Annotated in this window: 15 protein-coding genes; 12 read left to right on the forward strand and 3 right to left on the reverse strand. The window is 39.7% G+C overall.

Annotation, left to right across the window (positions count from 1 at the left end; all coding sequences use genetic code 11):
* Nucleotides 1-262: 262 nt before the first annotated feature.
* Nucleotides 263-982 (forward strand): leucyl/phenylalanyl-tRNA--protein transferase, encoded by a 720-nt coding sequence (gene aat / locus Q0A08_RS10590; protein WP_438467055.1) that lies wholly within the window; start codon nucleotides 263-265, stop codon nucleotides 980-982.
* Between the two features lie 280 nt (nucleotides 983-1,262).
* Nucleotides 1,263-1,481 carry a translation initiation factor IF-1 gene (infA, locus tag Q0A08_RS10595; RefSeq protein WP_009835335.1) on the forward strand — a complete coding sequence of 73 codons (219 nt, stop codon included), beginning with the start codon at nucleotides 1,263-1,265 and terminating at the stop codon, nucleotides 1,479-1,481.
* Nucleotides 1,482-1,557: 76 nt separating this feature from the next.
* Here the strand turns inward: infA and clpA are convergent, their stop codons facing one another.
* Both clpA and clpS read right to left on the reverse strand, forming a co-directional pair.
* Nucleotides 1,558-3,810 (reverse strand): ATP-dependent Clp protease ATP-binding subunit ClpA, encoded by a 2,253-nt coding sequence (gene clpA, locus Q0A08_RS10600; protein ID WP_438467057.1) that lies wholly within the window; start codon nucleotides 3,808-3,810, stop codon nucleotides 1,558-1,560.
* Between the two features lie 21 nt (nucleotides 3,811-3,831).
* Nucleotides 3,832-4,176, reverse strand: coding sequence for an ATP-dependent Clp protease adapter ClpS (clpS, locus tag Q0A08_RS10605; RefSeq protein WP_438467059.1), 345 nt, complete (start codon nucleotides 4,174-4,176; stop codon nucleotides 3,832-3,834).
* 299 nt (nucleotides 4,177-4,475) lie between these two features.
* Between clpS and Q0A08_RS10610 the strand changes: the two genes are divergently transcribed.
* From Q0A08_RS10610 to Q0A08_RS10645, 8 genes are all read left to right on the forward strand, one after another.
* Nucleotides 4,476-4,757 carry a cold shock domain-containing protein gene (locus tag Q0A08_RS10610; protein WP_438467061.1) on the forward strand — a complete coding sequence of 94 codons (282 nt, stop codon included), beginning with the start codon at nucleotides 4,476-4,478 and terminating at the stop codon, nucleotides 4,755-4,757.
* An 85-nt stretch (nucleotides 4,758-4,842) separates the two neighbouring features.
* A complete protein-coding gene (locus Q0A08_RS10615) occupies nucleotides 4,843-5,571 on the forward strand; it encodes a pseudouridine synthase (protein ID WP_438467063.1) in 729 nt (242 codons plus the stop codon).
* Entirely contained in the window at nucleotides 5,513-5,893 is a 381-nt protein-coding gene (locus Q0A08_RS10620) for an NUDIX domain-containing protein (RefSeq protein WP_438467065.1), read from the forward strand. Before Q0A08_RS10615 ends, Q0A08_RS10620 begins: the two co-directional genes overlap by 59 nt.
* 57 nt (nucleotides 5,894-5,950) lie before the next feature.
* Nucleotides 5,951-7,096 carry a tRNA 2-thiouridine(34) synthase MnmA gene (gene mnmA / locus Q0A08_RS10625; protein WP_438467067.1) on the forward strand — a complete coding sequence of 382 codons (1,146 nt, stop codon included), beginning with the start codon at nucleotides 5,951-5,953 and terminating at the stop codon, nucleotides 7,094-7,096.
* A 12-nt stretch (nucleotides 7,097-7,108) separates the two neighbouring features.
* A complete protein-coding gene (gene hflD / locus Q0A08_RS10630; RefSeq protein WP_438467069.1) occupies nucleotides 7,109-7,738 on the forward strand; it encodes a high frequency lysogenization protein HflD in 630 nt (209 codons plus the stop codon).
* Between the two features lie 224 nt (nucleotides 7,739-7,962).
* Nucleotides 7,963-9,336: an adenylosuccinate lyase gene (gene purB / locus Q0A08_RS10635; RefSeq protein WP_438467071.1), complete on the forward strand. Its 1,374-nt coding sequence runs from the start codon at nucleotides 7,963-7,965 to the stop codon at nucleotides 9,334-9,336.
* A gap of 102 nt (nucleotides 9,337-9,438) precedes the next feature.
* Nucleotides 9,439-10,629 carry a ribosomal protein uL16 3-hydroxylase gene (locus Q0A08_RS10640; protein WP_438467073.1) on the forward strand — a complete coding sequence of 397 codons (1,191 nt, stop codon included), beginning with the start codon at nucleotides 9,439-9,441 and terminating at the stop codon, nucleotides 10,627-10,629.
* 9 nt (nucleotides 10,630-10,638) lie between these two features.
* Nucleotides 10,639-11,055, forward strand: coding sequence for a GNAT family N-acetyltransferase (locus Q0A08_RS10645; protein WP_438467075.1), 417 nt, complete (start codon nucleotides 10,639-10,641; stop codon nucleotides 11,053-11,055).
* Between the two features lie 101 nt (nucleotides 11,056-11,156).
* Here Q0A08_RS10645 and Q0A08_RS10650 read toward each other — a convergent pair whose 3' ends face one another.
* Nucleotides 11,157-11,777, reverse strand: a complete 621-nt coding sequence (locus tag Q0A08_RS10650; RefSeq protein ID WP_438467076.1) for an FKBP-type peptidyl-prolyl cis-trans isomerase — start codon at nucleotides 11,775-11,777, stop codon at nucleotides 11,157-11,159.
* A 153-nt stretch (nucleotides 11,778-11,930) separates the two neighbouring features.
* On the opposite strand from Q0A08_RS10650, the gene Q0A08_RS10655 reads away from it, so the two are divergent.
* Nucleotides 11,931-12,116, forward strand: a complete 186-nt coding sequence (locus Q0A08_RS10655) for a hypothetical protein (RefSeq protein ID WP_438467078.1) — start codon at nucleotides 11,931-11,933, stop codon at nucleotides 12,114-12,116.
* A gap of 80 nt (nucleotides 12,117-12,196) precedes the next feature.
* Complete coding sequence (locus Q0A08_RS10660) at nucleotides 12,197-12,676, forward strand: universal stress protein (RefSeq protein WP_438467080.1); 480 nt, start codon at nucleotides 12,197-12,199, stop codon at nucleotides 12,674-12,676.
* Nucleotides 12,677-12,789: the final 113 nt, after the last annotated feature.

Consider the following 12,789-nt stretch of genomic DNA (forward strand, 5'->3'; position numbering starts at 1 on the left):
AGTCAACCGTCATCTCACTAAGGTCATTTTGCCTAAGTTCGAATTTGACGCCATTTAAGACTGCGTTGATTAAAACCAAGTTTTCCTTTGTAGGTCAAGCATTCATCAACATTTTTTTCTTATTTTTTGCATTTTTCATCTTTTATTCGACTTAAGCCAATTTTTTTTAAAGATTTTAGACAAAATGCCGTTATTCTCTTGATGCTCTCTGATAGAATTTTCGTTTACATAACTTATCATTTCTAGTTGAAAAGCCCATAAAATGAACGAACAAAAACAGCTTTTAATCCTCTCAGAAGACATATTAGAACTTCCTGATCCTAACTTAGCGTTAGATGATCCAGATGGACTAGCTGCAATCGGAGGTGATTTATCGAGCGAACGCTTAATTCATCTTTATCAACATGGTTTTTTTCCTTGGTACAGCGAGTCCGACCCAATTTTATGGTGGCATCCCTCTTTAAGGTGCCAACTTAACCCAAACAAATTCCATTGTTCAAAATCACTAAAAAAGCATATCCGTAAATTTTCTGGACAAATAAGAGTCAACACTGAATTTGAAACCGTCATTAAACATTGTGCTCAATTAAGGCTAGAGCAAGAAGGCACATGGATTTCAGATGAAATAATATCTGCTTTTATTGAACTACATAACGCAGGTTACGCCCACTCTATTGAAGTATGGCAAGATAGCCGCTTAATAGGCGGTTTTTATGGCGTTGCTATGGGTCGTTTTTTCTTTGGAGAGTCTATGTTTTCCTTAGAAGCCAATGCCTCTAAATTGGCTCTCTATGGCCTTTGTGAAAACGCTAAAGCCTTAGATATCGACTATATAGATTGCCAAGTTGAATCCGAGCATCTTATGTCACTCGGTGCTAATTTAGTTCCTCGTAAACGCTTTTTGCAACAATTACAAAAAGCGATTCCGAAGGCTGATAAAAATACCAATTTAATTAACAAAGTACTTCTAGCAATTAATTGAGCGTAAATTTCATTAAATATACTGGCTAATATGGTTATTTTGCACCTTGTTCTAGAGAAGCATTTGCCTAATCAGCAAATTTTAGGCAAAATATGCGCGATTAATTTTTAGGCGTATTTCCTAGTATTTATTCAAACTAAGCAAATACTGTCGAACTATACTTCGCCTAAACAGGTGAGACATCAAAAGTTCAGACCTGTAGTCGTTCTGCGAAAGTGCATGATTAATGACTTTAAGCTTGAACGAACTAAAAAACTTATAACACCATAGGACACATATTGTGGCAAAAGAAGAAAGCATAGAAATGGAAGGCACTATCATTGATACACTGCCTAACACCATGTTTCGCGTAGAGCTTGAAAACGGACACGTAGTGACTGCTCATATTTCCGGTAAAATGAGAAAAAACTACATCCGTATTTTGACTGGCGATAAAGTAAAAGTAGAACTAACACCTTATGACCTATCTAAAGGTCGTATTGTTTACCGTTCTCGCTAGTACTCAGTCAGCTAGACATAAAAAAACCGAACTAACTAGTTCGGTTTTTTTATGTCTAGAAGAAATACGATTGATATTACACAACCGCTTCTTTTTCTATTTCAAATGCTAGTTCATCAAGTTTTTCATCAAGCTTAACCAAGACATGCCCGCCGGCATCAAGGTCTCCAAAGAGTATCTTATCAGCTAGTGGTTTCTTCAAGTGCTCTTGAATTACTCTAGCCATAGGCCTAGCACCCATTTGTCTATCATAGCCCTTACTTGCTAACCAGCCTCTTGCTTCATCAGAAACATCCATGAGAACGCCTTTAGGATCAAGTTGCGCTTGAAGCTCTACTAAGAACTTATCAACCACATTAAAAATGACTTTCTCATCTAGCTGGTTAAATTGAATCACAGCATCTAGACGGTTTCTAAATTCAGGAGTGAAGGTTTTATTAATTATCTCCATACCATCTGTAGAATTATCCTGACTCGAGAAGCCAATTGAACGCTTAGCAAGCACTTCTGCACCGGCATTAGACGTCATCACAAGGATCACATTCCTAAAGTCTGCTTTACGCCCGTTGTTATCGGTCAAGGTACCATGGTCCATAACCTGTAATAGTAGATTAAAGACTTCAGGGTGTGCTTTCTCAATTTCATCGAGCAATACCACACTGTGAGGCTGTTTTGTTACAGCTTCCGTCAATAAACCACCTTGATCAAAGCCAACATAGCCAGGAGGAGCACCTATCAATCTAGATACCGCATGCCTTTCCATATATTCAGACATATCAAAACGAATTAACTCCACACCAAGCTGCTTAGCAAGCTGACGTGTAACTTCCGTCTTACCAACCCCAGTAGGGCCCGCCATTAAGAAAGAACCTATTGGTTTTTGATCAGCTTTCAGACCTGCTCGTGAGAGTTTAATTGCATCAGATAAAGATACTATGGCTTGATCTTGACCAAACACAACCATCTTAAGGTTACGCTCAAGGTTCTCTAGCACCTTCCTGTCATCAGAGTTAACAGATTTAACCGGAACCCTAGCAATTTTTGAGACAATATCTTCAATATCTTCAACCGTTATAACTTCCTTACGAAGGTCCTCTTTTTGCAGCCTTTGATATGCTCCCGCTTCATCAATAACATCAATCGCCTTATCAGGCATATGTCTATCCGTGATGTATTTTGAAGCAAGTTCAGCAGCGGCAAGCAAAGCAGGCTCTTCATACTTAATTTCATGATGAGCTTCAAAAGCAGCCGAGATACCTTTCAATATCTGATAGGTATCATCAACACTTGGCTCATTCACATCAATTTTCTGGAAGCGTCTTGCTAAAGCATGATCTTTTTCAAACACCCCTCGAAATTCTTGGAAAGTCGTGGACCCAATACATCTTAATCCACCAGCACCAAGCACAGGCTTCAATAGATTAGATGCGTCCATCACCCCACCAGATGCCGCTCCAGCGCCAATGATGGTATGTATCTCATCGATAAAGAGGATAGCATTTGGCAGCTTCTTAAGCTCGCTTAACAAATGCTTTAAGCGCTTCTCAAAATCACCACGGTACTTAGTACCAGCTAATAACGCACCCAAATCCAATGAATAAACCACACCATCTTTGATTACATCAGGCACATCACCATCAACAATTCTCTTAGCTAAACCTTCAGCAATGGCAGTTTTACCAACGCCAGATTCTCCCACTAATAAAGGGTTGTTTTTACGGCGTCGAGATAATGTTTGTACAACTCTAGAAACCTCATAATCTCGGCCAATTAAGTTATCAATTTTGCCAGATTTAGCTTCTTCATTGAGGTTCAAAGCATATTTTTGTAGAGGTGCTGCATTGTCATCACCCTCTTCTTCTTGCTCTACCGAATCAGGAGAAGATTGATCACCTACCTTAGAAATACCATGGGCGACATAATTGACCACATCAATTCTTGCCACACCTTGTCTTTTTAGTAGGTACACAGCTTGGCTTTCTTGCTCACTAAAAATAGCAACCAAGACATTTGCACCTGTCACTTCTCTTTTACCGGACGACTGCACATGGAAAACAGCTCTTTGCAAAACACGCTGAAAACCCAATGTAGGCTGTACTTCACGTTCGGCATCATCTTCAGGAATTAAAGGTGTCGTGCTATCGACAAACTCAATTAACTCTTGTCTTAAAGTATCTAAATTTACGCCACATGAACTTAATACAACAGAGGCGGCATCATTCTCTGTTAAGGCTAATAAAAGGTGCTCAACCGTCATAAACTCATGACGTTTGTCACGCGCTAATTTGAATGCACTATTTAGGGTTTGCTCTAATTCTTTATCTAACATAGGTGTACCCTCTCTTATAAATCAGTCGACTTTTTGCAAATCGCACATCAAGGGGTGTTCATTTTGTTCTACAAACTGCTGAACCATTGCGACTTTTGTTTCTGCAATATCAAACGGGTATACCCCACATACACCCTTACCTTTATTGTGAACTTCTAGCATTATTTTTTGTGCTTTCTCACCATCCATATAGAAGAACTTTTGCAAAACGAATATCACAAAGTCCATAGGTGTAAAGTCATCATTCAATAACACCACTTGGTACATTGAAGGTGGTTTTAACTCAGTCTCCTCAGGAGCAAGTACAACACCTATATCTCCTTGCTCATTATCTAAGGTTAGTCGAATTTGTTGATTTAGATTCATCCTGGGTCTCTGAATTACAAAAATTAAAATTTATCGGCTAGTTATTTATATGGAGACATCTTTGAAACAAACAAGTTCTCCTGCGATAAAACAAAAGATTGGCATTAGTTTTACAAAGCCTTTATCTACTTCTACGCTTTTCTTTATGCAATGTCATGCCTTGAAGGCAGTTTTTTGAAACTAAGAAATACAAAGCAATATTTATAAAAAAGAATACTTGGATAACAGGTTAACTGAAAACAATTAGTTACATTATTTTTTACTAAGACACTGACATAATTTTTCAAATGGAGTGATGTATGTATCAGGGAAGAGTAAAGTGGTTCAATAACGCTAAAGGGTATGGTTTTATTGTGTCAGATAGTTTTGATGAAGATTTATTTACCCATTATTCATCCATTATGATTGATGGATACAAAACATTAAAAGCAGGACAATCCGTTACCTTTGAAATTTCCCCAGGCAAACAAGGAATGCATGCCATAGAGATAACCCCTATTACAGATGATAAAGATCAAGCAGAGTTAAGCCACCTTAATGTTAATGGTGAAACGCATCCTGAACTCACAGCCAGCGCCTAAATAGACTCACAACCCCAGCCTTATGCAAATCAATTTTGACTCAAAACTCTTGATGGCATAAGGTTGGCTTTTTAAACTGAAAGTCATGCCCTCTATAATCATTTTTAATAAACCATTTCAGGTTTTAAGCCAGTTCACCTCTGATGAAGAAAAAGCCACCCTTTCTCAGTTTATCAATAAAGCTAACGTCTACCCTGCAGGACGCCTAGATTACGACTCTGAAGGTCTACTACTTCTTACGAATGACGGTGCATTACAACACCTTATTGCCTCGCCCAAACATAAAATGCCTAAAACCTACCTTGTCCAAGTAGAAGGTGAAATCACCAATGACGCATTGGAAAAATTAGCTAGCGGTATTGAACTTAAAGATGGGGTAACAAAGCCTGCAAAAGCAAAACGTACTGAACAGTTTGAAGCTTGGCCCAGAGTACCACCCATTAGAGAAAGGAAGAACATTCCAACTAGCTGGTTAGAGCTCACCATTACTGAAGGTAAAAACCGTCAAGTAAGGCGTATGACTGCGGCAGTTGGTTTTCCGACATTACGACTAATTCGAACACAAATTGGTCCTTACTCAATCAAGGGCTTGGATTCAGGACAATGGCAAGAAAAGCCAATCGACGAGCAACTCACCTTGGAGTTAAAGAAGTTTGAAGATAACAGAAGCAAACAAAGACAGAGGAAACCTGCCCAGACTCACCGTCGCAGCAATCATTCCCCACACAGAGACGAACCAAGACATAAAGTTTCTCATGGTCAAAGAAAACAAACAGGGAAAGCTCGTTCTAAATCAACCAGCGGGTCACGTTGAAAATAACGAAAGCCTTAGTCAAGCAGTTGAAAGAGAGATACTTGAAGAAACAGGCTGGTCAGTTTTTGTTCAATCACTACTCGGTTTTTATAGCTTCACACCAGAAAAAAGTGAGGAAACTTATCATAGGGCCTGCTTTATTTGCGTACCAATCACTAAAATGAGTGACAAAATTGATAAAGATATCTGTGAAGCAGTTTGGTTAAATAAGGAAGAAATACTGAATCATGATCTTCGAAGCCCTCTTGTAAAGAAGTGCCTTGAAGATTATTTAGCAGGCACTATATACCCTTTATCTCTCATCTGCGATAAGCATCTATAATCGTAATGAGTTACAATATTGACACTTTAATTCAACCCAATGAGCATACACAGTTAAATGATGAATAGCACAACACCTTCCACTATTGAAAACCTAGCTACCCCAAACGAAAATACCAAAGTCATTGTTGGTATGTCTGGTGGTGTTGACTCATCTGTATCCGCGCTACTTTTGATTCAGCAAGGCTATCAGGTAGAGGGTTTATTCATGAAAAACTGGGACGAAGATGATGGTACCGAATACTGTACCGCAAAGGATGATCTTGCCGACGCCCAAAGTGTCTGCGACAAATTAGGCATCAAGCTACATACCGCCAACTTTGCTGCAGAATACTGGGATAATGTATTCGAGCATTTCCTTGAAGAATATAAAGCAGGCAGAACACCTAACCCAGATATATTGTGTAACAAAGAAATCAAATTTAAAGCCTTCTTAGAGTACGCTAACGCTTTAGGTGCTGACTATATAGCGACAGGTCACTATGTCAGACGAACTCAAGATGACAATCAAGCCAAACTCTTAAAAGGGCTTGATAATAATAAGGATCAAAGCTACTTCCTTTATGCTGTTGGCAAAGATGAAATTGCAAAAAGTTTGTTCCCTGTTGGTGAATTGGAAAAACCTGAAGTGCGTCGTTTGGCGCAAGAGCATGACCTTATTACTCACAACAAAAAAGACAGTACTGGTATTTGTTTTATCGGTGAACGTCGCTTTAAAGACTTCTTAGAACAATATTTACCAGCACAACCTGGCGATATTAAAACCCTAGAAGGGGATACCATAGGCAAACATTCCGGCCTTATGTACCACACCATAGGTCAACGCCAAGGTTTAGGTATTGGAGGTTTAGCAAACTATTCAGACGAGCCTTGGTATGTGGTTGAAAAAGATTTAGACAACAATGTGTTATTAGTGACTCAAAGCAGTGATGACAAACCGTTATACAAAACGCATTTAAATGCGAACAACATGGATTGGGTCGCTCGAAAAGCACCAGAACTACCATTAAAATGCAAAGCAAAATGTCGTTACCGCCAAGCAGATCAAGATTGCACAATCTCAGCAAACGCAGATGGTTCGATTGAGGTGAGTTTTGTTGAAGCACAAAGAGCCATTACTCCAGGTCAATCTGTTGTATTTTATCTTGATGAAGAATGCCTAGGTGGCGGCATTATCAATCGCGCATTTAATAAGAATAGCTAGGTTAAATAAAGAATGAGCACACAAGTAAACGATCAAGCAATTGCGTTAAGCGCTTTATTTCAAGCAGCAGAACTCGTCTCACAATTAGCTAAAAATGGTAATGCACCAGAGGCGGCTTTACGCCCTTTATTGGATAGCTTATTAAAAACGAATGTTACCAGTACAGACGAAATTTACGGTGGTAACTGGCAGCTCTTTGATAATTTACAGCTTGGTAATGCCATTTGCCAAAAAACCATTGGCAAAGACAAAACCAGTGTTAACCCAGACACCATCCGTTATGCTTTAAGTATATTGCATTTAGAATCTAAGCTAGCTAAACAGCCTCAAATGCTATCTGCACTGGGCCAAAGGATTAGCCAATTAGAGCGTCAAAAAGAACACTATGAAGATATGATACACCCCAATATGCTTGCCGCTATTTCTGGTATTTATCAGGATAACCTGAGCAAACTAAACTTTCGTATTCAAGTGCACGGTGACAGCCGCTACTTACAGCAAAGTTTAGTATCAGATCAAGTTAGAGCAAGTTTATTAGCGGGAGTCCGAGCAGCCATGTTGTGGCGCCAATTAGGTGGTCGACGCTGGCACCTTATTTTTAAACGTAAGCCAATTTTAGCAGCTTTAAATAACTTTAAATAAACCTTAATACTATCAAAATAACTGCTACAAAAGATGCGTTTTTCATGAGACTGAAAACCTAGTTTCAGTCTCGTCTCACATCTTAAAAAATCACCAAAATCTCACTAAAAAACCGAGTATCTGACCATATTAAAAAAGCCAGCGATAGCATACTTCTAGGCTTTTCCCTATAATAGCCCTTCCCTGAAAACCACTCAGTAATCCACGGTCGAGGCGTTATTTCAATGCAATTAACTAGCTTAAATGCTATTTCCCCAATAGATGGTCGTTATGGTTCAAAAACTCGTTCACTAGGTCGCTCTGTTAGTGAATACGGTTTATTAAGAATGCGAGTTCTAGTAGAAGTAAGGTGGTTACAAGCCCTTGCAGCTCACGAACAAATTCAAGAAGTGCCAGCTCTTAGCCAAGAAGCAACTAACTTCTTAGATCAACTTGCAGAAAACTTCAGTGAAGCTGACGCACAAGCAATTAAAGACATTGAAAGAACAACTAACCACGACGTGAAAGCGGTTGAGTATTTCATCAAAGACAAGATGAAAGCATTGACTGAACTCGATAATGTATCTGAGTTCGTACATTTCGCTTGTACTTCTGAGGACATTAACAATCTGTCTCATGCCCTAATGCTACGTGAAGCATTGGAAGATGTGATCAAGCCTGAACTAACGAATGTGATCGAAGCGATTCAAGGGCTTGCTCTTGAACATGCTGAACAGCCTATGCTGTCTCGTACACATGGCCAAACAGCATCACCATCTACCATGGGTAAAGAAATGGCTAACGTGGCAGCGCGTTTGTCTCGTCAGTTCAAACAAATTCAAGCCGTTGAGTTTTTAGGTAAAATTAACGGTGCCGTTGGTAACTACAACGCCCACCTTTCAGCGTACCCAAATATAGATTGGCAAGCACATGCTGAGAAATTTGTAACCTCTTTGGGCCTTAGCTGGAACCCTTACACAACACAAATTGAACCCCATGATTACATTGCTGAGCTTTACGATGCGATCAGTCGTTTCAATACGATTCTATTGGACTTCGATCGTGATGTTTGGGCTTATATCTCTATGGGCTTCTTCAAGCAAAAAACCATAGCGGGTGAAATTGGCTCTTCTACCATGCCTCATAAAGTTAACCCAATTGACTTCGAAAACTCAGAAGGTAACTTGGGTATTGCTAATGCAATTATGGGCCATTTAAGCGCTAAACTCCCAGTTTCTCGCTGGCAGCGTGACCTTACTGACTCAACGGTACTTCGTAACCTAGGTGTTGGTTTAGCACACAGCTTAATTGCTTACCAAGCGAGCTTAAAAGGCATTAGTAAACTAGAGATCAATAAGGCACGCCTAGAGCAGGATCTAGATGCCGCATGGGAAGTATTAGCAGAGCCGATTCAAACAGTGATGCGCCGCTACGGCATTGAGTCACCTTACGAGAAACTAAAAGAGCTAACGCGTGGTCGCACGATTGATCAAGCGACCATCGAAGCCTTTGTTGATACATTAGAAATACCAGAAGACGCTAAGACAGAATTGAAAAAACTGACACCAGCAACTTATATTGGTAATGCGGCAGCGCAAGCAAAAGCAATAAAAAGCTAATTATTAAGGTAAACTCCTTATATAATTAACACTCTCAAAAGCCGAGTAAGTGACTTACTCGGCTTTTTCTCATTCATAACCTTAGCGAAATTACATATTTTTATGACAACACTTGATACTCCCCTTTCCATTCTAGGCGGCATGAGCGCGAATACATTTCTACGTGATTATTGGCAAAAGAAGCCACTTCTTATTCGTGCTGGTCTAAGTGACTTCGAGCCACCACTAGAGGCTGATGAACTTGCAGGCATGGCAATGGAAAGTGAAGTTGAATCTCGTATTGTGATCGAGCAAGGTAAAACGCCTTGGCAGACAATAAAAGGCCCTTTTACAGAAGACACGTTTGCTCAATTACCAGATCAAGAGTGGACCCTTCTCATTCAAGCTGTTGATCACTGGGTACCTGAAGTACAGGAACTAAAAGAGCGTTTCCGCTTTCTACCTAGTTGGCGCTTAGATGACGTTATGGTGAGTTATGCAACCAAAGGAGGTAGTGTTGGCCCTCACTATGATCAATACGATGTCTTCCTTGTTCAAGTCAGCGGCAAAAGACGCTGGCAAGTCCTTGCTCCTGACACTTATCAAGATCAAGCTATCAAGGATATTGATCTACACATCTTATCTAATTTCAAAGCAGACCCAGAACAAGACTGGGAACTTGAAGCCGGTGACATTCTCTATCTACCACCAAATTTCGCTCATAATGGTCGTGCCCTTGATGATGACTGTATGACCTACTCGATTGGTTTTAGAGCACCCAGCATGCAAGAAGTGCTGACAGGTATTAGAGATCAAATTTGTGAAGTAGATAATGAGAAACACAGATTTAGCTCACCATCCGATCATGAAGAGCCACATCATGCAGAGATACATCATTCTGACATTAGCTATTTACAGCAAGAACTAAAAGCCATGATTGATCAGCCTGAGATGCTTGCTGACTGGCTAGGGACTTACATGAGTGAAGTAAAGTATCCTGAGTTTCATGGAGACCTTAATCAAGAAGACACACAAGCAAGCCTTGAAGATGCACTTAAAGGCGTACCTTTCTTTAGACCAGGGGATGCACGTATTTGTTATCATGCAGCGCCAAATAACGCACTTATTCAACTTTATTGTAATGGTGCCAAAATCGAAATAGACCAAGAACTTGAGCCACTTATTCATGCTATATGTGACCAAGTTGAGTTTGATTTCAGTACCCTTGAAACAGACAAACACAAAGACATATTACCTATGTTAAGCTTCTTAATAAGTAAACAAGGTGTGGTTCATCTGCCGACAGAAGAATAGGGATTAGACATGAAAGTACTAACCACAGATTGGGAAAGTAGCAAGGCTCAACTTAGTTTTGTCAGAAAACAAGTTTTCATCATAGAGCAAGGTATTGATGAAAGAGATGAATGGGACAACCTAGACGAAGATGCAGTGCATTTCGTTTCTTTTGGCACAACAGCAGTGCCGACGGGGGTTTGTCGACTAACGCCAGAAGGGCAAGTTGGACGACTTAGCGTACTTCCAGCTTATCGTAGCCAAGGTTATGCAACCATGCTATTACGCAAAGCGATTCAAGTAGCCAGAGAAATGGACTTGAAGCGTATTTTTCTCCATGCTCAAACTGAGTCCCAAGTCTTTTATGAGCGCCATGGTTTTAGTACGGATGGTAAAATCTTTTTAGAGTCAGGCATTCTACACGTACTGATGGAAAGAGAAATTTAGCTTAACCATCATTAAAAACCTCTTTCTTGAGAAGTGCCTAAAAAGAAATAAAACACATAAAAAAGCGAGCCTAAGCTCGCTTTTTTATGTGATCAAATTAATTACACTACAGCAATCAATTCAACATCAAATACCAACACAGAGTGAGGCTTGATCATAGCGCCAGCGCCTTGAGCACCGTAAGCTAGTTCAGCTGGGATAGTAAGACGGTATTTAGAACCTTCTTTCATCAACTGAAGTGCTTCAGTCCAACCAGCAATTACACCAGTTACTGGGAATTCAATTGGCTCGCCACGTGCGATAGAGCTATCGAAAACCTGACCGTCAACTAAACGACCTTCATAATGAACACGTACAGTAGACTCAGTTGTAGGAGTCGCGCCTGTACCTTCTTCAACAACATGGTACTGAAGACCGCTCTCAGTGATTTGAACGCCTTCTTTCGCTTTGTTTTCTTCTAGGAAAGCAACGCCTGCAGCAATCGTTTCTTCAGAAGCAGCTAATGTTTTAGCTTCCATTTCTTCTTGTAGGCTAGCAAAAGCAGCTTCTAGGTCTTCACCAGAAACGCGCATTTCAGCACCTTTTAGGGAATCTTCGATTGCAGCAAAAAGGTGAGGTAGAGAAATATCACCTAAATCACTTCCACCTAATTGATCACCGATTTGACGACCAATACCATAGCCAATTTTAGCTTCTTTTGAGTCGAACGATAGTTCAGACATAATTTCTTACTCTCTTCATTAAATAAATAAAGCGGGCATCATATCACAGTCATTTAATAGAACCGAAGCGCAAAAACATGCAAGTTTGTTAAAAAAATATTGAATGATATTGATTATCATTTATAATTTATTTATTCAATAAGGACGATCAAAATGAAACTCTCTGACTTTAACCAGATTTCAAATCATTCACAGCAAATCAAACCTAACAGTCCTGCTTGGGACATTGCTTTTGTCTGTGCAATTTTCATCATAGCAAGTAGCAGCTTCTTTTATGATAGCTATCAAGAAGCCAATCAAAGCCCGTCTTTAAAGAGCGCCCAATTAAACCTCAAATAAGACCTGCTTATGATATAAGTCAGCACTTTTAACTCCCCTAGGCATACACTATAACCAAGATAGCCAAACGGAGTTAAGCCATGTTACCTCAAGTTAAAACCATTCTATTTGCCTGTGATTTAGAAGATAAAACACAAGAATCTTTATCCCTTGTGATGTCGATAGCAGCCAGCCAAAAAGCCAAAATCATTTTCATGCATGCCATAGAACCTATGAACCACCAAGCTCAAAGCATGATAAATAACTACTTGCCAATTGAAGAGTTACAATCACTTAGACGAGAAGCACTGAATAGTGTGAAAGATGCAATCGAGACTCAAATCACCATCTTTTATGAAAACCATGCTAATGATAACGAGCTTCCAGAAAAGCCTGAATATTTAATTATTCAAGAAGATGCAAGCAGCGCCATTAAACATGCTGTTGAAGATCATAAAGTGGATCTTGTTGTTATGAACAGCCGAACCCACAGCAAAATTGGCCAAATGATCATTGGCTCAACTGCAAACAAAGTCATTCATCAAAGCCAAGTGCCAGTTATGGTTATTCCATTAAGATAAGCCACGAGCTAATGTAAGAAGTGAGTCTCCTTGGTTTTCAATTAAAGATGGCTCACTTTATTACTCTTTAATTTCTTTTTAGCTCTGCCCTCGTTTCTTCTAATCACAAATAA

The sequence above is a fragment of the Marinomonas sp. PE14-40 genome (assembly GCF_051623805.1).
Lineage (GTDB): Bacteria > Pseudomonadota > Gammaproteobacteria > Pseudomonadales > Marinomonadaceae > Marinomonas.

Bases quoted from the DNA above. Each gene is read 5' to 3' on its own strand.
- aat (WP_438467055.1), top strand. From the start codon at position 263: ATGAACGAACAAAAACAGCTTTTAATCCTCTCAGAAGACATATTAGAA.
- clpA (WP_438467057.1), bottom strand. From the start codon at position 3,810: ATGTTAGATAAAGAATTAGAGCAAACCCTAAATAGTGCATTCAAATTA.
- clpS (WP_438467059.1), bottom strand. From the start codon at position 4,176: ATGAATCTAAATCAACAAATTCGACTAACCTTAGATAATGAGCAAGGA.
- Q0A08_RS10610 (WP_438467061.1), top strand. From the start codon at position 4,476: ATGTATCAGGGAAGAGTAAAGTGGTTCAATAACGCTAAAGGGTATGGT.
- Q0A08_RS10615 (WP_438467063.1), top strand. From the start codon at position 4,843: ATGCCCTCTATAATCATTTTTAATAAACCATTTCAGGTTTTAAGCCAG.
- Q0A08_RS10620 (WP_438467065.1), top strand. From the start codon at position 5,513: ATGGTCAAAGAAAACAAACAGGGAAAGCTCGTTCTAAATCAACCAGCG.
- mnmA (WP_438467067.1), top strand. From the start codon at position 5,951: ATGATGAATAGCACAACACCTTCCACTATTGAAAACCTAGCTACCCCA.
- hflD (WP_438467069.1), top strand. From the start codon at position 7,109: ATGAGCACACAAGTAAACGATCAAGCAATTGCGTTAAGCGCTTTATTT.
- purB (WP_438467071.1), top strand. From the start codon at position 7,963: ATGCAATTAACTAGCTTAAATGCTATTTCCCCAATAGATGGTCGTTAT.
- Q0A08_RS10640 (WP_438467073.1), top strand. From the start codon at position 9,439: ATGACAACACTTGATACTCCCCTTTCCATTCTAGGCGGCATGAGCGCG.
- Q0A08_RS10645 (WP_438467075.1), top strand. From the start codon at position 10,639: ATGAAAGTACTAACCACAGATTGGGAAAGTAGCAAGGCTCAACTTAGT.
- Q0A08_RS10650 (WP_438467076.1), bottom strand. From the start codon at position 11,777: ATGTCTGAACTATCGTTCGACTCAAAAGAAGCTAAAATTGGCTATGGT.
- Q0A08_RS10655 (WP_438467078.1), top strand. From the start codon at position 11,931: ATGAAACTCTCTGACTTTAACCAGATTTCAAATCATTCACAGCAAATC.
- Q0A08_RS10660 (WP_438467080.1), top strand. From the start codon at position 12,197: ATGTTACCTCAAGTTAAAACCATTCTATTTGCCTGTGATTTAGAAGAT.